The organism is Caballeronia sp. LjRoot31 (assembly GCF_964253885.1).
Classification (GTDB): domain Bacteria; phylum Pseudomonadota; class Gammaproteobacteria; order Burkholderiales; family Burkholderiaceae; genus Caballeronia.
Window position 1 is genome coordinate 356,884 of sequence record NZ_CAXURX020000003.1, and the last position, 23,581, is coordinate 380,464.

General features: G+C 59.2%; 22 protein-coding genes and 1 pseudogene. 16 read left to right on the forward strand and 7 right to left on the reverse strand.

What is annotated here, in order from left to right:
• Positions 1-113: 113 nt before the first annotated feature.
• Positions 114-1,007 carry a LysR family transcriptional regulator gene (locus ACSQ8V_RS30390; protein ID WP_436208254.1) on the forward strand — a complete coding sequence of 298 codons (894 nt, stop codon included), beginning with the start codon at positions 114-116 and terminating at the stop codon, positions 1,005-1,007.
• A gap of 62 nt (positions 1,008-1,069) precedes the next feature.
• On the opposite strand, the gene ACSQ8V_RS30395 is transcribed toward ACSQ8V_RS30390, so the two are convergent.
• Together ACSQ8V_RS30395 and ACSQ8V_RS30400 are read right to left on the reverse strand one after the other, a co-directional pair.
• A complete protein-coding gene (locus ACSQ8V_RS30395) occupies positions 1,070-1,471 on the reverse strand; it encodes a carboxymuconolactone decarboxylase family protein (RefSeq protein WP_436208255.1) in 402 nt (133 codons plus the stop codon).
• Positions 1,426-1,833, reverse strand: coding sequence for a MerR family transcriptional regulator (locus tag ACSQ8V_RS30400; RefSeq protein WP_436208256.1), 408 nt, complete (start codon positions 1,831-1,833; stop codon positions 1,426-1,428). The genes ACSQ8V_RS30395 and ACSQ8V_RS30400 overlap by 46 nt, the downstream gene beginning before the upstream one ends.
• Positions 1,834-2,107: 274 nt before the next feature.
• Here ACSQ8V_RS30400 and ACSQ8V_RS30405 point away from each other — a divergent pair, with 274 nt between their 5' ends.
• The 4 genes and pseudogenes from ACSQ8V_RS30405 to ACSQ8V_RS30420 all read left to right on the forward strand — a co-directional run bounded on the left by ACSQ8V_RS30405 (position 2,108) and on the right by ACSQ8V_RS30420 (position 5,186).
• Positions 2,108-2,833, forward strand: a complete 726-nt coding sequence (locus tag ACSQ8V_RS30405; protein WP_436208257.1) for a sulfite exporter TauE/SafE family protein — start codon at positions 2,108-2,110, stop codon at positions 2,831-2,833.
• 91 nt (positions 2,834-2,924) lie between these two features.
• Positions 2,925-3,299 carry a DUF3574 domain-containing protein gene (locus ACSQ8V_RS30410; RefSeq protein WP_255631428.1) on the forward strand — a complete coding sequence of 125 codons (375 nt, stop codon included), beginning with the start codon at positions 2,925-2,927 and terminating at the stop codon, positions 3,297-3,299.
• Between the two features lie 316 nt (positions 3,300-3,615).
• Positions 3,616-4,523, forward strand: a pseudogene (locus tag ACSQ8V_RS30415) (ion channel).
• 150 nt (positions 4,524-4,673) lie between these two features.
• The gene (locus ACSQ8V_RS30420; protein WP_436208258.1) at positions 4,674-5,186 is read left to right on the forward strand and encodes a DinB family protein; all 513 of its coding nucleotides are present in this window, start codon (positions 4,674-4,676) and stop codon (positions 5,184-5,186) included.
• 232 nt (positions 5,187-5,418) lie between these two features.
• Here ACSQ8V_RS30420 and ACSQ8V_RS30425 read toward each other — a convergent pair whose 3' ends face one another.
• Complete coding sequence (locus ACSQ8V_RS30425; protein ID WP_436185450.1) at positions 5,419-6,378, reverse strand: LysR family transcriptional regulator; 960 nt, start codon at positions 6,376-6,378, stop codon at positions 5,419-5,421.
• A 115-nt stretch (positions 6,379-6,493) separates the two neighbouring features.
• Between ACSQ8V_RS30425 and ACSQ8V_RS30430 the strand changes: the two genes are divergently transcribed.
• Complete coding sequence (locus tag ACSQ8V_RS30430; RefSeq protein ID WP_436208259.1) at positions 6,494-7,678, forward strand: M20 aminoacylase family protein; 1,185 nt, start codon at positions 6,494-6,496, stop codon at positions 7,676-7,678.
• Positions 7,679-7,793: 115 nt separating this feature from the next.
• Entirely contained in the window at positions 7,794-9,068 is a 1,275-nt protein-coding gene (locus ACSQ8V_RS30435) for an MFS transporter (RefSeq protein ID WP_436185452.1), read from the forward strand.
• 1,189 nt (positions 9,069-10,257) lie between these two features.
• On the opposite strand, the gene ACSQ8V_RS30440 is transcribed toward ACSQ8V_RS30435, so the two are convergent.
• Positions 10,258-10,788 carry a Spy/CpxP family protein refolding chaperone gene (locus tag ACSQ8V_RS30440; protein ID WP_436208260.1) on the reverse strand — a complete coding sequence of 177 codons (531 nt, stop codon included), beginning with the start codon at positions 10,786-10,788 and terminating at the stop codon, positions 10,258-10,260.
• 131 nt (positions 10,789-10,919) lie between these two features.
• Entirely contained in the window at positions 10,920-11,264 is a 345-nt protein-coding gene (locus ACSQ8V_RS30445; RefSeq protein ID WP_213765164.1) for a hypothetical protein, read from the reverse strand.
• A gap of 549 nt (positions 11,265-11,813) precedes the next feature.
• On the opposite strand from ACSQ8V_RS30445, the gene ACSQ8V_RS30450 reads away from it, so the two are divergent.
• Together ACSQ8V_RS30450 and ACSQ8V_RS30455 are read left to right on the forward strand one after the other, a co-directional pair.
• On the forward strand, positions 11,814-12,026 hold the full coding sequence (locus ACSQ8V_RS30450; RefSeq protein WP_213765165.1) for a DUF1059 domain-containing protein: 213 nt from the start codon (positions 11,814-11,816) through the stop codon (positions 12,024-12,026).
• A 108-nt stretch (positions 12,027-12,134) separates the two neighbouring features.
• Positions 12,135-13,190, forward strand: a complete 1,056-nt coding sequence (locus tag ACSQ8V_RS30455) for a class I SAM-dependent methyltransferase (protein ID WP_436208261.1) — start codon at positions 12,135-12,137, stop codon at positions 13,188-13,190.
• A 58-nt stretch (positions 13,191-13,248) separates the two neighbouring features.
• Here the strand turns inward: ACSQ8V_RS30455 and ACSQ8V_RS30460 are convergent, their stop codons facing one another.
• Positions 13,249-14,055: a CerR family C-terminal domain-containing protein gene (locus tag ACSQ8V_RS30460; protein ID WP_436208262.1), complete on the reverse strand. Its 807-nt coding sequence runs from the start codon at positions 14,053-14,055 to the stop codon at positions 13,249-13,251.
• A gap of 92 nt (positions 14,056-14,147) precedes the next feature.
• On the opposite strand from ACSQ8V_RS30460, the gene ACSQ8V_RS30465 reads away from it, so the two are divergent.
• Genes ACSQ8V_RS30465 through ACSQ8V_RS30475 form a run of 3 tightly spaced genes read left to right on the forward strand, consistent with a single transcriptional unit; the run spans position 14,148 to position 18,380 of the window.
• A complete protein-coding gene (locus ACSQ8V_RS30465) occupies positions 14,148-15,287 on the forward strand; it encodes an HlyD family secretion protein (protein WP_436208263.1) in 1,140 nt (379 codons plus the stop codon).
• Positions 15,280-16,881 (forward strand): DHA2 family efflux MFS transporter permease subunit, encoded by a 1,602-nt coding sequence (locus tag ACSQ8V_RS30470; protein WP_436208264.1) that lies wholly within the window; start codon positions 15,280-15,282, stop codon positions 16,879-16,881. Before ACSQ8V_RS30465 ends, ACSQ8V_RS30470 begins: the two co-directional genes overlap by 8 nt.
• Positions 16,882-16,901: 20 nt before the next feature.
• Positions 16,902-18,380 (forward strand): efflux transporter outer membrane subunit, encoded by a 1,479-nt coding sequence (locus ACSQ8V_RS30475; RefSeq protein WP_436208265.1) that lies wholly within the window; start codon positions 16,902-16,904, stop codon positions 18,378-18,380.
• Between the two features lie 84 nt (positions 18,381-18,464).
• Here ACSQ8V_RS30475 and fabV read toward each other — a convergent pair whose 3' ends face one another.
• Positions 18,465-19,661, reverse strand: a complete 1,197-nt coding sequence (gene fabV, locus ACSQ8V_RS30480; protein WP_436208266.1) for an enoyl-ACP reductase FabV — start codon at positions 19,659-19,661, stop codon at positions 18,465-18,467.
• Positions 19,662-19,895: 234 nt separating this feature from the next.
• On the opposite strand from fabV, the gene ACSQ8V_RS30485 reads away from it, so the two are divergent.
• The 4 genes from ACSQ8V_RS30485 to ACSQ8V_RS30500 all read left to right on the forward strand — a co-directional run bounded on the left by ACSQ8V_RS30485 (position 19,896) and on the right by ACSQ8V_RS30500 (position 23,492).
• Complete coding sequence (locus tag ACSQ8V_RS30485; protein WP_436208267.1) at positions 19,896-20,651, forward strand: AAA family ATPase; 756 nt, start codon at positions 19,896-19,898, stop codon at positions 20,649-20,651.
• Between the two features lie 113 nt (positions 20,652-20,764).
• Positions 20,765-21,193, forward strand: coding sequence for a GNAT family N-acetyltransferase (locus tag ACSQ8V_RS30490; protein ID WP_436208268.1), 429 nt, complete (start codon positions 20,765-20,767; stop codon positions 21,191-21,193).
• A gap of 248 nt (positions 21,194-21,441) precedes the next feature.
• Entirely contained in the window at positions 21,442-22,980 is a 1,539-nt protein-coding gene (locus tag ACSQ8V_RS30495; protein ID WP_436208269.1) for an MFS transporter, read from the forward strand.
• A 41-nt stretch (positions 22,981-23,021) separates the two neighbouring features.
• Positions 23,022-23,492, forward strand: coding sequence for a MarR family winged helix-turn-helix transcriptional regulator (locus ACSQ8V_RS30500; protein ID WP_213765174.1), 471 nt, complete (start codon positions 23,022-23,024; stop codon positions 23,490-23,492).
• Positions 23,493-23,581: the final 89 nt, after the last annotated feature.

Sequence of the window (23,581 nt, forward strand, 5' to 3'; positions counted from 1 at the left end):
AGGACGGCCTTTAGCCCACGCCGTCAGCAGCGCAAAGCTTAGCAAGCTTTCAAGGAGCGAGCGGCGCTTTGATGTGATAATTGCTATCACTTTTCCCGATATCGAGAGTCGACATGGACGCCGCCGATTTACGCATATTCGAGTCGGTCGCGCGAAACGGCAGCATGAATCGTGCAGCCCTGGAACTTCATACTGTTCAGTCGAACGTGACGGCGCGGGTTCGCTTGCTGGAAGAGGAATTGGGTGCACCCCTCTTTCACCGGCACCACCGGGGCGTAGAACTGACGGCTGCGGGGCGCAGGCTATTGCCTTTCTCCAGACAGATGGCGCGGTTACTCGACGACGCACGCAGCGCCGTCAAAGATGACGGCGTCCCGGGTGGACCGCTGGTTCTTGGCACGCTGGAAACCACTGCTGCACTGCGCATGCCCGACGTACTCGCTTCGTTTGCGCTGGCTTATCCGCAAGTGGACATGGTGGTGCGCACCGGGACCACGGCGAGCCTGATCGACGACGTGCTGCAATACCGGCTCGACGGTGCGTTTGTCGCGGGTCCCGTGCGTCATGAGGACCTGTCCACCGAGGTCATCTTTCGAGAGGAAATGGTGCTCGTGACCGCGCGTCATATTCGCTCTATCGCTGAGCTTGCGCAGTCAGGCAGCGTGAAGACCATCGTATTCCGGATTGGATGTTCGTATAGAGCACGGCTGGACAGCGTGCTCACGCGGCATGGCTTACAGGTCAGCACGCCACTGGAATTCGGCTCACTCGACGCCATGCTCGGTTGTGTGGCTGCGGGCGTCGGCGTGACGCTGCTGCCGAGAGGCGTAGTCGCCACGGCGTGGCGCGAAGGCCGCGTGGCAGTGCATGATATTGCGCCCGAAGAGGCTCGCGTCGACACGTTGTTCGTGCGTCGCCGCGACGTGTACGCGAGCACCGCGCTCAACGCCTTTCTCGCGATTGCGCGTCCGGCTGTCACCCCCGCGCCCACGCTCGTGCTTGCTTGAACGATATGGACGCGAGCGATCAGATCGCGGCTTCGCGTAGGTGCGCTTTCAAGTGGCCCAGCTCAGACGTGATTGCTGAAAACTTCCTTCGCAGCGAACAGGCCATTGAGCGCCGCCGGGAATCCCGCATACACCGCCATTTGCATGATGGTCTCGACTATCTCGTCGCGGCTAAGACCCACGTTAAGCCCCGCGGCAATATGAACCTTAAGCTGGGGCGTTGCATTGCCCAACGCGGTGAGTGCTGCAATGGTGGCAATTTCACGAGCACGGATGTCCAGACCCGGTCGCGAATAGATATCGCCGAATGGAAATTCAAAAAGGTACTTCGCAAAGTCCGGGGCGATATCGGCAAGCGATTCGATGACCTTCTCCCCGGCTTCCCCGTCGATCTCCGACAACACCCGTTTGCCTCGTTCTAGGCGGCTTTCCCGATCCGCTTGGCGTTCGATCGTGTTTTGCATTTTTCAGTCCTCAGTTGAGCATTGGCATAACCAGCTATCTTGTTGTCGAGGACGAGAAGGCATGCCTGAAATTCCGCCACCCTGAGTTGAACCTGATCGCGATGCTCCGTCAGCAGCTTGCACCGCGCTTCCTCAGTCACTGCACCCTGGGCGCGAAGGCCGGCATAACGCAGCATTTCCTGAATCGGCATGCCAGTCGTTTTTAGCCGGCCAAGAAACTGGATCCATGTAAGGATGGAAGCGTCATACATACGTTGACCGGCGCTGTCTCGCGGCGCGAACGGGAGCAATCCAATCCGTTCATAGTAGCGAATCGTATGGGCCGTGAGGCCCGTCTGCCCGGTGATGTCACCTATCTTCATGGCTTCGTTCTCGTTTCGACATAGAGCATGGTAGGACTTAGAGCGCACTCTAAGTCAAGCGCTTTCGGGCATTGTGCCGCTAACGCGGAATACAGGGCACTGGCGTTGCGTTAGGTGTGCGGGCTTAGTCCCGGAAAATCTCGAAAGCTCGCTTTGTCCTCGTCGGCCGCTCGTCACGAGGCGCAGAAAGTTCACGTACCATACGTCGTGCGCCGTACTGGCTGGTCCCGTTTCAATGTCGCTTTTTCGAATAATCTCTACAAAGACGCGCGCTATGGAATACGTCCTTGTTTTAATCGTCGGCGTGGCAGCCGGCATGTTGAGCGGCATTATCGGCACGGGATCGTCCATGATGCTGATGCCGGTCCTCGTGATCCTGTTTGGTCCCCAGCAGGCCGTCCCCATCATGGCAATCGGCGCGATCATGGGGAATTTCGGCAAGATCGTCGCGTGGTGGAGAGAGATTGACTGGCGTGCTTGCGGCGCCTATTGCCTGACCGCTGTTCCGGGCGCAGCGCTGGGGGTTCACACGCTGTTATTGTTACCCGCCCGCGCAGTTGAAATAGCCCTCGGCGTATTTTTTGTAGCCATGATTCCCACGCGGCGATGGCTCGCGCGACGGTCGGTGAAGTTCAGCCTCTTGCACCTCGCGCTGATCGGCGGCCCAGTCGGATTTTTGACTGGCATTGTCGTCTCAACGGGTCCGATCACGGTGCCTGTTTTTACGTCTTACGGACTTGAACGAGGCGCTTTTCTCGCTACTGAAGCCGCCGGTTCGCTCGCCGTGTACGGGACCAAGATCGCTGCGTTCAAGGAGTTTGGTGCCCTGCCGGCGGGCGTCGTGTTTCAAGGTTTGATCGCGGGAACGGCGCTCATGACCGGATCGTTTTTCGCAAAGTCGATCGTCGTCCGCATGGCGCCGTCGACGTTCAAATTGCTGGTCGACGGACTCATGTTGTCGTCTGGCCTCTCCTTACTCTGGGCAGCGGCCGGCCAATAGCCCCCAAGCCAGCTTGGCTGGCTTGAAAACCGCACAAATAATGACGCTACTGACCTTATCTCGTCTTCGAACCGCTGCGGCGCTCACGTCCATGCTTACCGTCTATGGATGCGCCGCAGTACAGGAGACTCAGTGCGCTCCCGGCGAAGAGCGCGCGGTCAACGACGTAATGATCTTCGGCACGGCCAAGCCCGTCGGTATCGTTACGCCCGGAGAGTGGACGGAATTCCTGCGAACCTCAGTGACGCCCCGGTTTCCTCAAGGGCTGACGGTGTGGCAAGCCTCCGGACAATGGAAGGGCGCTAATACCACGATCGTTCACGAAGCCTCGTTTGTACTTAGCCTGGTCCATCCCGACAACGAGCCTAGCGAAGCTGCGGTAAAAGCGATCGGCAACGAATACAAAGCACGCTTTAGCCAGGAGTCCGTGCTCAGGATCAAGAGCCACGCTTGCGTTTCTTTTTAAGCCTTTTTAAGTGTCCCCTTAAGCGACAGCACGCAGTTGCGTTCCCAGGATCTTCAGCGATCTTACGAACTGCTACCTCAACTTAAAAATAGACCGCGTTCCGAGCTAGTCAAGATGGACATTCGGTCCCGCAGTTTCTGCGGCTCCGACGCGCGAGCGACTTGTTCAACCGGTATCGGTCTTATACAAGTTTCGCGAAACCGTCCGCGCTCCAGCGTTCGCTCCCTACGCCGTGATGAACGAAGAACAAGCCATCGGGATCATACTGATCTCCGCTCGAGATGTGCCGTCTTCCCTTTTGAGAGTCATTTCAACGATGCCATCCAATACCACGCAGTCGTCATCCGATGAGGCATACGAGCCTGGGGCACCGCATCGCCGGCTGGCGCTGGGTGAAAACCGCCATGTCGTCACGCATGGCCTCAAGACCTACTTCTGGCAGGACATCTATCACATAGCACTGACGGTCGGATGGCCGCTCTTCTTCGCGGTCGCCGCGCTGCTCTTTCTATTGCTCAACTTCGGGTTCGCGTTGCTGTACCTGCTGGGACATCACGCCATTGCAAACCAGTCTCCTCCAGGTCTGCTAGGCGCGTTCTTCTTCAGCGTGGAGACACTTGCAACGGTCGGTTATGGCGACATGCATCGGATACCATCTACGGCCACAGCGTCGCCACGTTCGAGATCTTCGTTGGGATGTCAGGCATTGCGTTGACGACCGACATGATCTTCGCGCGGTTTTCACGGCCCCATGCACGTATTCTTTTCGCGAAACGCGCCGTGGTTCGTCCTATCGACGGTCGCATGACACTCATGGTCCGCGCCGCCAATGCGCGGCAAAACGTGATTGTGGAAGCGAAGGCCAAGATGCGCCTGATGCGTTCGGAGACCACGCCCGAAGGATTCTATTTTCGCAAGGTGCTTGACCTTCCGCTGATCCGCGAACAGCATCCGATCTTCCTGCTCGGCTGGAGCCTGATGCATGTCATCGATGAAGAAAGCCCGCTCTTTGGCCAGACGCTCGAGTCGCTCACAGCGAGCAACGCCGAGTTGATGCTGATGGTGGAAGGCCTGGACGAAACCACGGCGCAGCCCATGCAGGCGCGTTATGCATGGCCGCCTGAATTGATTCTTTGGCAGCATCAGTACGTCGACCTGATGGTCGAGCGGGACGGTGAGACGCATCTCGACTACGGCAAGTTTCACGATGTCGTGCCGCTCTGACACGGATTCTGGTTCACGACGCCTGGGCTTCAACTGACCCGGCGGTTCGTACGGTCACTGTCTCTGTCACACCGATTTCCTGGCGGATAAACTAAGGTACGCCATCTCGCTTGATGGATCGCCACCTGATTCTTGCCATTGAAGGAACCCATGGCCGCTGCTAACAATACCGTCCGAATGTTGACCCGCTATAAAGCCTGGGCCAACGACCTCACCTTCTCCATGCTGAGGAACATGCCGTACGAAGAGGTGGTCCGGCCACGGCAGACACGCTTCGGAAACATGGTCCACACGCTGAACCATATCTACGTCATAGACGCCGTTTTCCAGGCCCATTTGCAGGGACGCGAACATGGTTACTCGGCACGCAATACGCCGAGTCATCCGTCTCTGGAAGAACTGTGGCAAGCGGTCCGGACGCTGGACCAGTGGTACGTCGATTTCGCCGAGGGTCTATCGGCCGACGATCTCGACCGGTCAATTCACTTCAAGTTTATTGGCGGCGGCGAGGGTGTCATGACCTGCAACGAAATGATCCTGCATGTGGTCAATCACGGCACCTATCACCGCGGCTTTGTCGGCGACCTGATGTATCAGGCAGGCGTCACACCATCCGCCACCGATCTTCCCGTGTTCCTGCGCGACGTGGCGCAAGAGGATTAACGCTGCCCGGTTTCGGGATAAGCGCCGGCGCATGGTTTATGAGCGGTCGGGACCCATCGTTCCCGCAGTTGCTTGCCGGTCTTCGCGCGGCGACCGTTCCTTCGATCAGGCGAGCGGGAAGCGCTTCCTGCGAGGCTGTTACAGGACCACGATGAACTGCTTTCGCGCATTCTCGTATTGCAGCGCGGTAATGCATCCTTCAATCCACGCCGCTTAGCGATCGCTAAGGCCGTCACTCGGCTTGCTTAGAGGATGCAGCGGCCCATCGTCGCTGCATCGCTTCTACAAGATGCCGCCACAAGAATTCAGCAGCCGGAGAAAGGCGCCGGCCGACGCGCCGAATTGCCTGGCTGCTGAATTCGCGTGCGATCGGATGCTCCAGTTCGAGTGCAACCAGGCGCCCCGCTTCAAGGTATTGCCGCGCCGCATCCGTCGACATGAACGCCACGCCCAGTCCCGCTGCGGCAATGGCCTGGGCAGCCGAGAAAAGATCGCAGCGGTACGACGGCGTCAGGTTCAGCCGCTCTGCCCGAATGATGGCATCGAGATATTGCTGGGCGCCGAAGCGCTCGGGCATGAAGATAAGCCGCTGATCGCGCAACTGTTCAAAGCGAATGCGCCGCTCACCCGCCAACGCATGGCGTGGACTGACGAGCGCACAGAACTGCGCCGCGCGGAACGTGCGAGCGCGTATGGCGGGGTCGCTGCCGCCGCCCGCGCATAAGCCAAGATCGACGTCGTCATTGCGGACCATCGCGATGATTTCCGACGTCGCACCGCTACGCAGTTCCACCACGATGTCAGGAAACTGCAAGCTGAAGCGCTCCAGCACGGTGGCCAGCAGATTCTCGACGAACCCTTCGCCCACGCCAATGCCCAGCCGTCCGCGTCGCAGGCTCCTGAAATCTTCCAGTTGCGCCAGCATGTCGGCATCGCGGCGGCAGCTCTCGCGGAAATGTTCGACGAGGCTTAGCCCAATCTCGGTGAGCACTGCGCGCCTGCCGCGGCGCTCCAGCAGTACAACCCCGTGGTCGCGTTCGAGTTGCGCCACTTGCCGGCTGATCACGGAACCGTTAATGGCTAGCGCGTCGGCCGCGGCACGCACTCCGCCATGCAAGTCGATTTCATGCAGATAACGCAAGCTCCGGGCGCTAAGCAAATTCTCGCGGGCAGGCGTATTGTCTTTAGCCATATCGTTGTCTGTTGACATGCAGGTCAACATTATCGGTCAACGAACGTCATTGATTAGCGGATTTTGCAGCAGAATACTCCCCCATTAGATTTCTTACAGAGAGACACCCACGACCATGGAAAATACCAAGGGCTTTTGCTCACTAGACGACACGATGGATCTGCGCGATGAACTAAGCGATATCCGTCATCGCCTGCATCAGAATCCGGAGCTTGCGTACAAGGAGTTTCAAACCTCCGACCTCGTTGCGCAAAGCCTGGAAAGCTGGGGTTACAAGGTGACGCGGGGCCTGGGTGGAACCGGCATGGTCGCGTCGCTCACGGCGGGTACGGGGACCCGTGCCGTGGCCGTGCGCGCCGACATGGACGCGTTGCCGATTGCCGAGGAAACGGGTTTGCCGTACGCCAGTCGCAACGCGGGCCTGATGCACGCGTGCGGCCACGATGGCCACACCACCATGGTCCTGGGCGCAGCACGCCACCTCGCGCGCACTCGAGCATTCAACGGCACGGTTCATCTCGTGTTCCAGCCTGCCGAAGAGATCGGCGCGGACAGCGGCGCCATGCGAATGATTGCCGATGGTTTGTTCGAGCGCTTCCCTTGCGAGGCAATCTTCGGCTTGCACAATCATCCGGGCTATCCGACAGGCACGTTCATGTTCCGCAGCGGCCCGTTCATGGCGGCATCGGATACGGTCAACATCACCATTCACGGCCGAGGCGGCCACGCAGCGCGCCCGCATCTTGCCGTGGACCCGGTGGTCATCGGTGCGGGACTGGTGACTGCCTTGCAAACGGTGGTCGCGCGCAGTATCGACCCGATGCAAACGGCCGTCGTCACGGTCGGCGCTTTCAACGCGGGTCATGCCGCCAACGTGATTCCTGAGTCCGCGCGTTTGCAGATCAGCGTTCGTTCGTTCGACCCCGCTGTGCGCAAGCTGCTCGAAGCGCGTATCCGCGCGCTGACGGACGCTCAGGCAAGCGCCTATGGCGCACGCGTGGAGATTGAGTACGTCCAGGGTTATCCGGTCGTGATCAACAGCCAGGCCGAGACGGAACTGGCATTGCAAGTGGCGCGCGAACTGGTTGGCGACGACCGGGTTGTCGATAACTTCGGCCCGATCGCAGGCAGCGAAGATTTCGCTTATTACCTGCAGAAGAAGCCGGGATGTTTCCTGCGCTTGGGCAACGGTGAAGGCGCGCCGATGCTGCATAACGCGTCCTACGATTTCAACGACGACAACCTCACCGTCGGCGCGGCCTACTGGACTCGTCTGGTCGAGCGATTCCTCGCGCAGTAGGCTTCTCTCGGGTAAATCGGTAGCAATATCGGTAGTAACGCAAAGCTTGCGCACTGTGCGATGCCTCGGCATCGCGCTTAGCCGTGCGCAAGACCCAAGCATTCACGGGACTTCCATGTCAGTCATTACAGCCCAGCCTGCTAAAGCGGTATCGCAAAGCAAGATCGTGATTGCCGCGATCATCGGCAACCTGCTCGAGTTTTTCGATTTCACTGTCTATAGCTTTTTCGCGCTCACGATCGCCAGGCTTTTCTTCCCGGCGCATGACCCGGTTGTCTCCACGTTGCTCGCGCTGTCCGCGTTTGCGATCGGCTTTGTCGCGCGCCCGGTCGGCGGCTTCGTGCTGGGTCACTACGCGGACAAACGCGGACGCCGTGCGGCGCTTACTCTGACCATCTTCCTGATGGCGATCGGCTCGGCCATGATCGGCCTGGCGCCGACTTATGCAAGCATTGGCCTCGCCGCTCCGGCGCTCATCATCTTTGCGCGGCTGTTGCAAGGCTTCGCGCAAGGCGGTGAGTTCGGCGCCGCCACGGCGACGCTGCTCGAGACGGGTTCAGCTAAAGGCCGCGGTTTTCGGGCTAGCTGGCAGCTCGCCAGTCAAGGTGCTGCTGCGCTGATGGGGTCGGGAATAGCGGCATTGCTGACTTACCAGTTAAGCGGTGAGCAGCTGCTCGACTGGGGATGGCGCGTGCCATTCCTGATCGGCACGCTGATCATGCCGGTCGGCGTGTATTTGCGTCGTCACATTGTGGAAGATCCGCCGAAGCAGGCCAAGGCGGCCAAGGCGAGTCTGGAGCCGGGCCTCGTGCGCAAGTGGTTCCTGACTGTATTCGCCATCATGGGCATGACGGTGGCAACTTACGTTCTCATGTACTACATTCCGACTTATTCGATTCAGTATCTGAAGATGCCGGCCAAGCTTTCCATGCTGGTGTCGATCTGCGCGGCGATCGTTTCGTTGACCCTTTGTCCGATCTGGGGTGCGCTATCCGACAAGATGCAACGTCGCAAGCCGTTGATTCTGGTGGGACGCATTGTGCTGATCGTGCTGCTTTATCCAGCGTTCTGGTTGATGAACCAGTTTCCATCGTTGCCGGTCATGGTGGGATTGATCGTACTGCTGATGTTGTTCTACACCATGGGTTCGGCGCCGGCTTATGCGCTTATGCCGGAGAACTTTCCTAAGCATGTGCGGGCGGGTTATCTTGCGAGTGCTTATGCGGTGGCAGTGTCGGTGTTTGGTGGCTCGGCGCAGTTGGTTGTCGCGTGGCTTATCAAGGTTACTGGCAATACTATGGCACCAGCGTGGTACATGATTGTATGCGTGATCATTTCGCTGATCGCCGTTTCGATGTTGGAGGAAACCGGGGGGCGTGAGTTGACCTGATGAAAGGGTTTTCGTTCGCACTCGGTTTTGGGGGTTGGGTGGTTCTGTTTGGTGGGGTTTAGTGGGCGGGGGGAGTGGTCGGAGTCAGTGTTCGGTTAGTCGGTTCCGGGGTTAGTGGTCGGGGTCAATGCCGAGTTGGTGCTTTCGGCGTTAGTGGTCTGCGAGAGTCGGATATTCTCTTTATCACTATTAGCCACTGTGCGTGGCGGCACGTCATTTCTTTGTCCAAAGCGACAAAGAAACGAAGCAAAGAAAACGCTTTCAAACCACGCTACCCTAAGTGTCCACAGCGTGCAGTTTCTATTCATAGGTGCCCCAAAAGCACGGTGCTCGCCAGAGCGAAGGATGTGTGAAACCCTCCTTCTCGCGAATCCTGACACGAACACGCTTCGCCCCGTACGCTCTCGGGCAAGCACAATTGCCGAGGGACCCGCACGGCCTCACGCGTATTCGCTGCCGCGCTTCTTGGTGCGTTGGCCGAGCGTGCGCTGCTTTTTGGTGGGCTACACGGCCGAACGCATATTTACGGCTTCATGTTTGGTGGGTTGTTGCGCGGGCTGCACGGTTCTTTTCGCCAGCTACGGCCTGATGCATCCGTGTGGCGCCATTTCTTGATGGGTTAGCGACGTGGTTCTTTGTGCATATAAATTTGGAGGGCGGCTGTCCGCGGATAGCGCGGTGCCCCTTAGGCAGGTTCAATCACTGGTGGCGAAGCGTGTGGGTATCGGTGTTCGGAGAAGGAGGGTTTCACACATCCTCCGCTCTGGCGAGCACCGTGCTTTTGGGGCACCTATGAATGAAAACTGCACGCTGTGGACACTTAGGGTAGAGCGGTTAAAGCGCTTTCTTTGCTTCGTTTCTTTGTCGCTTTGGACAAAGAAATGACGTGCCGCCACGCACAGTGGCTAATAGTGATAAAGAGAAAATCCGACTCTCGCAGACCACCACGGCCGAAAGCAGCAACCCGGCATAGACCCCGACCACTAACCCCAGAACCGACCACCCCAGCATCAACCCAGACCGCCAACCCCTACCCCCAAAAAACCCGTCCACCGGCGCGAGCGAAAACCAATCCTCGTATGTGGATTCGTTGCGATCCTCTCCGATCGAGGTATCCAGACAAATGCTATCTGAGGAAATCGAGCCCCGCCAAACCGGCTAAAGGCTCGCACATCAGAACAACCGAAGCTTAGTTCGAGGCCGGCGCCGGAGCCGACGCTGCCGGCTTATGCTTGCGCGGTATTGCGTGCTTCTTCGCTTGCTCATTTCGGAACAGCGGATCAGCAATCTTCTTCTGCTCATCGGACAGCGTAGCGTAAAGCGCACTGAACGACGCAGCCAACTTCTGCATATTGTCCGCGTGCAACTGGGCCAACTCGGCGTAGGACTTCATGGCGTCGTCCGCATTCTCCGAAGGCAGCTTGTGCGCACGATCGCGGAAGGCATGATCGGTCTTGGCCGCGTTGTCGCGCATCGTTTGCGCGAAAGCGTCCCACTGTGGCGCTTGCTGGCTCGTGATCTTCATCTGCGCGTGCAGGTCGTCAATTCGTTTTTCCACAAAATCTGCGTGCTTCTGTGCATGGCTAAGGGGCGCCGAAGCGGCCGAAGAAGGCGCTGCGGTCGAATCGCTTGCCGCCGTGGTCTGCGCCCACGCGGAAGTCGTGAAGCAGGCAAGCGCCAGCAATGCAGGCGCAACAGCAATACGAATGGATGGTTTCATGTTGGGAGGCTTGAATTGAGTTGTTAGATTCGCGACGTTTTTATCAGAACGCGTTGTGGTCTTGTTGCCGGCCAAAGTACTCGATAAGCTCAGGTGCGCTCAACGAGGTTGGCGGGCTCGAGGCGGCGAGCTCAGTAACCAGGAGGATAACTATTCGGATAATAAGCAACACCCGGCGGCGGTGGGGGCGGCGGTGAGGAATACACCACCGGAGGAGGCGCCTGTGTGGCGGCCCCCACGATAGCCGCCCCCGCGACAACACCCAGCAACGCGCCGACGAGCAAGCCACCACCACCGCCCCCGCCACCGCCTCGATAACCGCCACGGTCACCTCCGTGACCACCATGGTATCCACCGCGACCGCCGCCGTTGCCACGGTGTTGCGCTTGCGCCGGTAGCACGGACGTTGCAGCCGCAATCGCAATAGCGACCGTCGCCAACCGGCGATACAACAAACTTCGGGAACGCTGCATCATTAAGCTCGTCTCCTTTCATTTAAGAGGTGAAGTGTCTGCATCGACAACCGCGGCAAGATCACCGATGAACGACGATCGGGGCCAAGACGACCGGCGATCAAATGCAGAGGAGGAATGAGTCCACCGTCATTGCGCGACCAGCTTAACCCCCATTACTTACAGTTCCATCGCGCTAAACCACCGGCAGCCCTCGTGCATCTGATAACCCGCGGTTCAAAAAAGTTTCCGAAGTACAGGCAATTGGCCGATCCATACACACTGAATCTCAAGGCCTGGTACGGATTCAATCTCACCATAAGCGCAAGAACCAAGCCAGCCCTCCTATAAAGGCGAACGGGCGTTCGTCCGCTCTTTTAACTCGCTAAGGAAATAAAAATTTCCACCTGAACTGCGGCGCTTTGCACCGTCCGGCGTAACGATGAATGAGTTCGCAAGCCCCTGTCAGCGACCTATAATCCTCGCAAGCGCTTGTTCGTTACAAGACGCGTCGGGCCGCCCCGGCCCTTCCTTGTCACTTAACTCCGTACTACGTAATTGGGGGGTAACGCCATGACCCGCAAATACATCGACTGCCGCGAGTTTCCTAGCGAAATGAACTGCACCATCGCGCTGTCTGCAGACTCCGACCAGGAACTTCTGGATGCCGCCGTCCAGCATGCCGTGTCCGTTCATAAACACACCGACTCTCCCGAACTGCGTACCCAGTTAAGTGCGCTGTTTCACCCAGGCACTCCGCCGGTCGAGTCCCCGCGAACCGCATGACTCAGCATTGATCGATCAGAACCTCATTTCCGCTTGGCGCAATCAATACATTAATAAGTATGACGAACAAGTTATAACCGGGCGCCGCGCATTTTAAGGGAGCACGTCATGGCAATCGACCAGTCAAAACTCGATGCATTCATGGGAGCGTTTGTCCATGATCTCGGCGCGGTGATGCATGCGGCCACCGTAGTCGTCGGTGATCAGCTCGGGCTTTATAAGGCGCTAGCCGCCAAGCCGCTAAGTGCGGAAGAACTCGCGCAGGCGACCGAGACGGACGCGCGTTATGTTCGCGAGTGGCTAAGCGCACAGGCTGCGAGCGGCTACGTCAACTACGATCCTGCGTCGGAACGCTTCAGCTTGAGCGAAGAACAGTCCTTTGCGCTCGCCGAGGAAGGCAGCCCGGCGTTCATACCCGGCGCGTTCCAGATCGCCGTCGCGCAGTTCAAGATCATCCCGAAGATGGTGAAGTCGTTCAAGACCGGACTGGGCGTTGGATGGCATGAGCACGATGTCTCGCTCTTTCACGGCACCGAGCGCTTCTTCCGTCCGGGCTATGCAGCGTATCTCGTGAGCAACTGGATTCCGTCGCTTGGCGGCGTCGAGACGAAACTCAAAAGCGGCGCACGTGTAGCCGATGTTGGCTGCGGACACGGCGCTTCCACCATCATCATGGCGCAGGCTTATCCGCAATCGACATTCGTGGGTTACGACTACCACGAAGGGTCGATCGAGCATGCCAGAGAGTCGGCGTCGACGGCAGGGGTGAGTGACCGCGTGAGTTTCGAGGTTGCTTCGGCCAGTGATTATCCGGGACGTAACTACGACTTTGTCGCCATGTTCGACTGTCTTCACGACATGGGCGATCCACTCGGGGCATCGCGTCACGTCTATGAAACCCTGGGAGATGATGGCACGTGGATGATCGTCGAACCCTTTGCCAACGATACGCTTGAAGAAAACCTGAATCCCGTTGGGAGAATCTTTTACTCGGCATCTACCTTGATCTGTACGCCGGCTTCCAGGGCTCAAGCGGGCGCCATGTGTCTGGGCGCGCAAGCTGGCGAGCGCCGGATTCACGACGTGGTCACGGAGGGAGGTTTCCGGCAGTTTCGCCGGGCGACGGCGACACCGTTCAATCTCGTGTTCGAGGCGCGGCGATAAAACGTGCTCAGGGTTCCCGGCTTAGCGTGGCGAGAACCCTCTTGCGCAGTCTTCTCTGCTACTTTTTTGCGCCGGCCTTCGCACCCTTGAGGGCAGCACGTTTCCTGGCCGCCGATTTCGCAACGGGCTTCTTTCGTGCACTCGATTCCGGCTTCTTTGCCAAACCCTCCCTGCTCCATTGCTCAAGCAGGATCTGCGTTTGCGTGCGCACGGTCGCCTTGAGCAAGTCGCCCTTCTCGGTGTCTATATCCGTCCATCCGAGTAACGCAAGCGTCGTGCGCGGCGCGACATGGAACATCAACAGTTGTCCGTGCAAGCTCAGCATCCGGATCAACGTAAGCTCATCGTCGGGTTTCGCGCCGGTGATGCGCGCGATCAACCTTGAGCCAACATCGTTCAAAGGCTGCCGCACGCGCCGCATCATGATCTCCGACGCAATGGTCGGCTCATGTCCTGCCTGTTCACGCGTAAAGAAAAGCCGCTGGTTGGACGTACCGCAAGCCTTCACGAACATACGGTCTGCAATGGCTTCCTGAATCCGAATGAAAGCATCGATGAGCACGGCAATATCACTGTCCTTGCTCAACACGTCGGCTGCGTGCGTCACCACCGGCTCAAGCGTGACCCAGGACGAGTCGGCGAGATATTCCGCACACGCCCGATACACCCCCTCTTTATTCTCGAAGTAATACTGCAACGCGGGTGCATTGACCCCGGCGCGCGCGGCGATGTCACGCGTGGACGCGCCCTCGAAACCATGCTGCCCAAATGACTCGATCGCCGCTTCAATGATTCGCAGCCTTGTCTCGTCGCCTCGCACATATCCGCCGGCCGACGGACGGCGTAGCCGTTTTGTGTCGTTCATTCGTGCCTCTCCCTTCAACGAAACAAATATATCACTTGACACAATTCTACCAACTGGAATAATTGTTCCGATTGGAATAATTTGGATTAAAGATGTCAACAACCGCAGGCTCGCCTCCGCACGAAGTGCCGCAAGATTCCACCGCTGCGCCCACGCGGCGATCTGGAAAACGCCTGATCCTGGTGCTGCTCGGGATAGTCGTGCTTGTCCTCGCGGGAATCTGGCTTGCACGCTGGTGGACGGTCGGACGCTTTATTGAAAGCACTGACGACGCCTATTTGCAAGCCGACAGCGTCACTGTAGCGCCCAAGGTCAGCGGTTATGTGACCGATGTCTACGTAGGTGACAACGCCACGATCAAAGCCGGCGACCCGCTGGTCCGACTCGATACCCGCCAGTACCAGGTCGCGCTCGACCAGGCACAGGCGACCATCGCTGCACGCGCCGCAGATATCCAGCGCGCGCAAGCTGACATCCTCCAGCAGCATGCCAACATCGAACAGGCCAAAGCGCAGCAGCAAGTCGCACGAGTAAGCGCCCAGCATGCACGCGACGAAGTCCAGCGCTACGCACCGCTCGCAGCCACCGGCGCTGAAACCAGCGAACGGCTGTCCGAGTTGACCAGCACACGCGATCAGGCACTGGCAACGCTGGCAGCCAATAAGGCCGCGGTCGACGCCGCAGAGACACAGATCGCCGCCACCACCGCGCAGATCGCCCAGGCGCGTGCCCAGCTTGACGCAGCAGAGGCAAGCGCGCGGCAAGCGCACCTCGACCTGCAGGACACTGTCGTGCGCAGCGTACTGGCCGGCAAGGTTGGCGACCGCTCGGTTCGGGTTGGTCAGTACGTACAGCCGGGCACGCGGATGCTGTCGGTGGTTCCGGTGCAAAGCACCTATCTGACGGCCAACTTCAAGGAAACGCAGGTCGGCCACATGCGCGTCGGCCAGCCCGTGATCCTGCACGTGGATGCGCTGCCGGGCACCGACCTGCACGGCGTGGTGGACAGCTTTGCTCCCGGCACCGGTGCGCAGTTCGCGCTGCTGCCGCCTGAAAACGCCACGGGCAATTTCACCAAGATCGTCCAGCGAATTCCCGTGCGCATTCGCATTGAGACTGGGCCGGAGACACGCAGCGTGTTGCTACCCGGCCTGTCGGTAACCGCCGATGTTGATACGCGCTCCTCCCAAGAGGGCGACAAGCGCATCAAAGCCGAGAACGATCATGGCTGATGTGACCACGGCAGCCACTTCCTCGCCCGCGGCGCCCGCGCCGGAAGCGGAGCGCGCGAGCGCGGCGGACTGGCTCGCGGTTGCGGCCGGCTCGCTGGGCGCGCTGATGGCCACGCTGGATATCTCTATCACCAACTCGGCCTTGCCGCAGATCCAGGGCGAGATTGGCGCAACCGGCACCGAAGGTACGTGGATCTCGACCGGCTACCTGATGTCCGAGATCGTGATGATCCCGCTTGCCGCATGGCTCACGCGTGTGTTCGGCTTGCGTAACTTCCTGCTCGTCAATGCCACGCTCTTCATCGCGTTCTCCATGATGTGCGGATGGTCGCACAGCTTGCCCATGATGATCGCCGGCCGCATTGGCCAGGGCTTCGCGGGCGGCGCGATGATCCCGACGGCGCAGACCATCATTCGCACCCGGTTACCGCGCTCACAGATGCCCGTCGGCATGACGATGTTCGGCCTGATCGTGTTGCTCGGTCCCCTGCTGGGACCGGTGCTCGGTGGATGGCTGGCGGAGAACATCAGCTGGAGCTGGTGCTTCTTTATCAACCTGCCTGTATGCATTGCGCTGATCACGTTGCTGATCGTCGGACTGCCGTCGGATCGGCCGCACTGGAGCACCTTTTTCAAGGCGGACTGGGTCGGCATTATCGGCCTCACGATCGGCCTGAGCTCGTTGACCGTCGTGCTCGAAGAAGGTCAACGCGAACGCTGGTTCGAATCCAGCTTGATTGTTTCTCTGACCTGCGTGTCGCTGGCCGGCATGGTGCTGATCGCCATTTCGCAACTCACCGCGCAGCGGCCGATCATGCGTCTGAACCTGATGCGCAACCCGCGTTATGCAAGCGTGATTGTCATTGTGTTTGCGGTCGGCGCGGGGTTGTATGGCGTGTCGTATCTGCTGCCGCAGTTCCTTGGCATAGTGTCCGGATACAACGCGCAGCAATCGGGCGCCATCATGCTGATATCGGGCGTGCCCGCGTTCCTGATCATGCCCGTCCTGCCGCGCATTCTCGGCAAGCTCGACTTTCGCATGCTGGTGATCGCCGGGCTGTTGTTGTTTGCGTTGAGCTGCATGCTCGATATCGACCTGACCGCCCAGAGCGTCGGCCACGACTTCTTCTGGTCCCAGTTGATCCGCGGCTTTGCGCAAATCCTGGCGCTGATGCCGTTGAATCAGGCGTCGATGGCGGCCGTCTCGCGCGAGGATTCAGGTGATGCCGCCGGTCTCTACAACATGGCCCGCAATCTTGGCGGCTCGGTTGGGCTCGCAATCATCGGGACCGTGATCGACCGGCGCACCACCTTCCATACCGCGATGATCCGCGAATCGCTCACGGCCAACTCGCTGGTCGGCCAGGAGCGCTTGGCGTCGAGCGCCGCGAGCTGGTTCGCGCAAACCGGCGACATGGCCTACTCCAAAATGCGCGCGCTCGGCCAGATAGCTGCGCAGATCCATATGCAGGCTACCGTCATCACGTACTCCGAAACGTTCTATCTGCTCGGTCTCGCGCTGCTTGCCTGCGTGCCGCTCGCGCTCCTCCTGAAGACTCCACGCGGCCCCGTTTCGACGTCCGCCGGCCATTGACGGCAAAGACACTATCCACGATGTTCCCTCGCCCTACCGCTCCTCTGTTTCTGACGTTGCCGCTTACGCTGCTTGCGTCCGTCTGCCTCCTCTCGGCCTGCACCGTCGGCCCCGACTACGCCGGTGCACCCCAGGTCGCGCCCGACGCGGCGCATGCCTCCAACTTCGTGCGTACGCCCACGGTCGGCATTGTTTCGACACGCGCACCCAGTCAGTGGTGGCTGTCGCTCAACGACCCGCAATTGAACGCACTGATCGACGCCGCGCTCGCCCATAACCCGGACGTTCACGCGGCGCAAGCGCGCCTGCGCGAAGCCCGTGCTCAGTTGCAGCACCAAAAGGCGAACGGTATGCCCAACGCGTCTTTCGATGCCGCCGCGTTGCGTATGCGCGAGCCTAACCTGAGTTCGCTGTCATCGTCTCAGGGCAATTCGGGCGGCTCATCCTCGTCAGGAGGAGGACCGCTACAGCTCTATACAGCGGGCTTCGATGCGACGTGGGAGATTGATCTGTTCGGCGGCACGCGCCGCGCGGTGGAAGCGGCTACGGCGGAAGCGGACGCGGTGGACGCCGACCTCGCCGACACGCAAGTGTCACTCGCCGCGGAAGTCGCGCAGGCCTATGTGGATCTGCGCGATGAGCAGCAGCGCCTGACGCTTGCACAACGCTCGGCTGAGCTCGAGCAGCAGATGCTCACGCTGACGCAGCAGCGCCGCGAGCATGGCACGGCGGCCGACGTCGATGTGGAACGCCTGACCACGCAGGTCGAGAACACCCGGGCAACACTGACGCCGTTGGACGCGCAAGTCGCCGAGTCGCTCGATCAGCTTGCCGTCTTGACGGGCCAGGCTCCAGGGGCGCTCGATCAGGAGTTGTCTGCGCTACGCCCGTTGCCGGCCTTGCCGGCGTCCGTGGCTATCGGCGACCCTGCTTCAATGCTGCAGCAACGGCCCGATATTCGCGCCGCAGAACGGCGGCTCGCTTCCAGTAACGCTCAGATCGGCGAGCACAAGGCTGACTTCTTCCCGAAGGTAACGTTGTTCGGCGACATCGGCTATACCGCCGCCGATCCCGGCCACCTTGTCCGCAAGAACAACTTCAGCTGGATTGGCGCGCCTTATCTGCAGTGGAACATACTGGACTTCGGCCGCACACTCTCGAGCGTTCACAGCGCCGAGGCGTCGCGCGACGAGGCCGATGCGAAATACACGCATGCGGTGCTAGCCGCGTTGCAGGACGCGAATACTTCATTATCGCGTTATGGGCATCAGCGCGAACATCTGGCAACGCTACAGCAAGTGCAGGCGTCGGCGGACCGCTCGGCTACGTTGATGCGTCAACGTTATAGGGCGGGCGCATCGAGCCTGATCGACCTGCTCGATACCCAACGCACGCAGTTCAGCGCGCAGCAGAATGTAGTCTCTGGACAAGCTGAATTGCTGAAGGATTTTGTCTCTTTGCAGAAGAGCCTGGGACTCGGCTGGCGCGTACAGGGGTGACGCGAGCGCGTTGAGAACACCGCCTCTCCCTTACGCGGCTTTGGCGCGCCGGCCTCGATAGAATCGGGCCGGCGCTGCGCGGACCTAATCCTGGACAATGCCGGGAATGTCCACCTTGAGATTGACATCGGCTTCATAGTTGACCCCCTCGATCTCGAATCCGAACAGCCGCAGAAATTCGCGCTTATAGCCGGCGAAATCGGTGAGTTCGTAAAGGTTGTCGCTGGAGACCTGATCCCAGAGTTCCTGTACGCGAGCCTGGACTGCCGGACTGAGTTCCTTGTAATCCGCCCGCAACCGGCCCTCCTGATCCATGCACGGCGAGTCGCCATACAAGCTGTCTTTGTAGAGGCTATAGACCTGTTCGATGCAACCCTCGTGCGTCCCCTCTTCTTTCATGACCTTGAACAGCAAGGACAAGTACAACGGCATCATGGGGATGGCTGAGCTTGCCTGCGTGACAACCGCTTTCAATACCGAGACGCGCGCATCGCCACCCTGATTCGAGAGGCTGTCGCGGATAGCCAGGACCTTTTGATCCAGGTCTTTCTTGGCAGCGCCTATGGAACCGTTCCAATAGATGTCATGAGTTATCTTCTCGCCCAGGTATGTGAACGCAGTGGTCTTCGCTCCCTTTGCCAGAACGCCCGCTGCACGCAGTGCATCAATCCACATCTGCCAGTCTTCACCGCCCATCACGGCCACGGTGTTGTCGATCTCGCTTTGCGTCGCCGGTTCCAGGCTGCTTTCCTTGACAACTTCCTTATCGGTATCGAGGCCGCGCAGCGTAATGGCCTTACCGACAGGTTTCAGCGTCGAGCTGAAGACCTCCCCGGTCTTAGGGTGCGTCCGCCGCGGTGACGCGAGGCTATACACGACCAGGTCGATGTGCCCGAGATCTCGCTTGATGACATCGATTGTCTTCTGCTTGATCTCATCGGAAAAAGCGTCGCCATTGATGCTCTTTGCGTACAGCCCCTTCGCCGCCGCGAATCGGGTGAAAGCTGCGGTGTTGTACCAGCCGGGCGTGCCCGGCTTACTGTCTTCACCGGGACGTTCGAAGAAGACACCGAGGGTATCGGCGCCGCAACCAAACGCCGCCGTGATCCGGGCGGCAAGACCGTATCCCGTCGACGCACCGATCACGAGGACTTTCCGGGGTCCCCCCGAAATAGAACCTTGTGCCGCCACATAGTCGATCTGTTTCTCGACGTTCGCTTCGCAGCCGACGGGATGAGTAGTCACGCAGATGAAACCGCGCACGCGTGGTTTGACGATCATGAAGACCTCGCTTGTGGGGACGCCGGGATTGCAGTCGGGCGGTACGAAAAATTTCGAGTATTGTAAATGACGGGCGTCATGTCGGTACCCGCGCGCTTCATTACATGGTGGCCCATCGGGTTAAGATAGCGCTTCATCAAAGCGGCGACAGGTGCGGCTTTCTACGGTATCCATGCAATGCATTCCAAAATATCGCGTCACTTGCGGCCTTCGTGAAAGCGTAACGCTTACATCATGATCTCTACCCAGTACATCAGCCGGATCAGCTTGCAGCGCGACAAGGTCGAGTCATTCGATCGCTATCCGTTCTCGCTGCCGGCGGTCCGGTCGCTCGAAACGCTTGAGCTGCATCCAAAGATGACTTTCTTCGTCGGCGAAAACGGCTCCGGAAAATCGACGCTCCTCGAAGCCATCGCTGTATCGATGGGATTCAACCCGGAAGGCGGCACGAAGAACTTTAACTTTGGTACCCGGGCATCGCACTCGGTGCTTGACGAATACCTGCGCATTGCCAAAGGAGTGAGACGGCCGAAGGACGGGTTCTTTCTGCGCGCAGAAAGCTTCTTCAACGTGGCGACCGAGATCGAAAACCTCGATGCTGAACCGTCGTTCGGTCCTCCGGTCATCAATTCCTACGGCGGGAATTCCTTGCACGAGCGCTCGCACGGCGAGTCTTTTTTGGCTCTACTGATGAACCGCTTCGGCGGCAAGGGTCTTTACCTCCTCGACGAGCCTGAAGCCGCGTTGTCTCCACAGCGGCAACTCACTGCACTTGCCAGGCTTCACGACCTGGCCCGCGACGAGTCGCAGTTCATCATTGCAACTCACTCACCTATTCTGATGGCGTATCCGGACGCGTGGATCTATGAGTTCACTACGGAAGGCGTAACGCGCGTCAGCTACGAAGAAACGGAACACTTCCAGGTCATGCGGTCGTTCCTGGCCAACCCCGAACGCATGCTGCGCACGCTTCTGGGTGACGAGGAATGACATGGTCCGTCGAACGTTGCGGTTCATCGATCGCGGCGCTCCGGGTTCGTATCCTTCAACTCCTGAGCTTATGAGGTTCTAACGTGGAACACATCATTTTCCGGACCGCTCTCTTGGCCGATATCCCTGCAATCGTCGCCTTGTTAGCTGACGACGAACTGGGTAGCCAGAGAGAACTCACTGGCACGCCGCTCGACCAAAGATATGTCGACGCATTCCAGGCTATAGAAGCCGATGTGAACCAGCGACTGGTAGTAGTTGCCGACGGCGACAAAATAATAGGCACGTTGCAAATTTCATTTATCCCCGGCATTGCACGCATGGGGTCGTGGAGAGGACAAATCGAAGCGGTTCGAATCGCCGCGCATCGCCGTGATTCCGGGTTGGGCCAGAGGATGTTCGAATGGGCGATCTCCGAATGCAGGTCGCGAGGTTGCAGCCTGGTCCAGCTCACGACCGACAAGAGCCGTACCGACGCCCACCGCTTCTATGAAAAGCTCGGCTTCAAGGCAAGCCACGAGGGTTACAAGCTCACCTTGTAGAGCCTCCGGCAGCCCCGCTGCCTGAAACACCCACACGTTTCCGCATTCCTCCTGAACACAAACGCACGGGCATCCGTGCGTCTTCATTTCCGCTAAGACGGGGTCTTATCACGTATAGGGGCGCAACAGAATTTGCTTGCCTAAATTGCTGCACGCGATAATATATTGGCATATGCAACTACATTCAATGTACTTGCAACGGGTCGATTCGCCCAGCCCGGCCGCCGTTATCCTATCAAGGCAAAGATATGCAGAAAAGATTTCTCTTGTTGTTGTGCGTGTCGGTACCGTCATTCATGATCAACCTGGACGCCAATATTGTGGCGGTGTCGCTGTCGTCGATTGCGCGTTCGCTCCATGCGGATTTCGCCGCCATTGAATGGGTGATCTCGGCTTACACGCTGGCGTTTGCCACGTTGGTGATGCCCGCTGGCGCGCTCGCCGACCGCTTCGGCAGAAAGCGCCTGTTGATCATCGGCTTGTTCGTCTTTACCACCGCGTCTTTCATCTGCGGCGCCGCTACATCAACGGTGGTGTTGAACAGCGCACGCGCGTTGCAAGGCGTCGGTGCCGCATTGCAGCTCAGCGCGGCGCTCGCGGTCCTCGCGCATGGATTCCAAGGGAAGGAGCGCGCCAAGGCGTTCGCATTCTGGGGCTCGGTGATCGGCGTGGCCATCATGCTCGGGCCCGTGGCAGGCGGATTGATCACGCAGTCACTGGGCTGGCAGTGGGCTTTCTATGTCAACCTGCCCGTTGGCGCAATCATGATTGCCCTGACGTATTTCGTAGTCGATGAATCCAAAGACCCGCACGCAATCGCCATCGACGTTTGGGGCGTGGTGACGTTCAGCGCGTTTCTCGGGCTGCTGACCTGGGCGCTGATTTCAGGCAATCGCGAGGGATGGCTTAGTACTTCCGTCAGGGCGCGGCTGGCGGGCTCAGTCATTTTCCTGATTGCGTTCGTGATCGTCGAACTTAAGCAGGCGCGGCCCATGGTCGAGCTTGGCTATTTCATCAAGCGGACCTATCTCGGCGCGAATCTCGCCGGTGTGTCGTACGCGGTCGCGTTCCTGACCATGCTGACCTATCTGCCCTTCTTTTTCCAGAGCGCGCTCGGCTATTCGCCCCTCAACGCCGGCCTGCTGATGCTGCCGCTCGCTGTGCCCTTGTTCGGTGTGCCGCGCATTGTGTCCGTGTATCTCGATCATCGGATGTCGGGCCGCATGCTGCTTGTTTGCGGCTTGTTGCTGGTCGCGGCCGGGTTGTTCGGAACCGCGCTGCACATCCAGGCGTTCAGCTTTAGCGCGATCTTCCTCCCCATGCTGGTCGCCTCCACGGGCGCTGGGATTCTCAACGGTCAGATCGCCAAGGTCAGCATGACGGTAATCCCCGTGGAACGGGCGGGCATGGCGTCTGGTGTATCGGGGACCATGCGGTTCAGCGGCATTGTGGTGGGGTTCGCGGCGCTCGGCGCATTATTGTTTTATCGAATCCAGGCGAGCATTGAGAGAGAGTTGCCGGCACTTGGCGGTCACGACAAGCTGGAGATTACGCGCTCTATCGCGAATGGGAACCTGGCTTCCGCTGCGTCGCTGATTTCAGCGCATCAGGGCCTTGGATCGATCGCAAGAGCCAGCCTGGGTTACGGATACGAGGGTGTGCTGTTCGCGGCTTCCGCTGTTGCGTTCGTGGCGAGCGCGTTGTGCTGGCTGTTGATTCGCGCCGATGAAACTGCGCCTCATCAGGATCGGCAGTCGGCTATGCGCCTGGATGTGTCAATAGACTAAGATAGCCTGACGATCTTTGAACCGTTATTTTCACGCGAGCCATGAACACTTCGAATAAACAGCACTCGTCTGCCGCCGTTTCGTTATGCAACGGCGCCGCGTTGCGCAAGGCCACGCGCAGGCTCTCGCAACTCTACGACAGCGTGCTTGCGCCTTGCGGCCTCAAGCTGTCGCAACATTCCACACTGGCGCATATCGATCGCGCAGGCGCGCCGAACATGAGCGATCTAGCCAGAGACATGGTGCTTGACCGCTCCGCGCTTTCACACAATCTCAAGCCGCTCGAGCGCGACGGTTTTATCGAATCACTTGCCGATGAAACCGATAAACGCGGACGTTGCGTTGCCTTGACCCCCGCAGGAAAAAAGAAACTGGCCGAGTCCAAAGCGCTTTGGAATGAAGCGCAAATGCGCTTCGAAAACGCCTATGGCGCAGCCAGGGCGTCGAAGCTGCGCGCGCTGCTTGCGGAGGTTTATTCCGACGAACTGGAGCAATCATTCCTCGACGAATGATTGCAACGAGTCCGCTTGGGCGAAGCGCAAATGCCCTTCGCCCAAGCGGGCGCCATTATCGCGGAGAGAAAAAAACGAAGTCCGTTGAA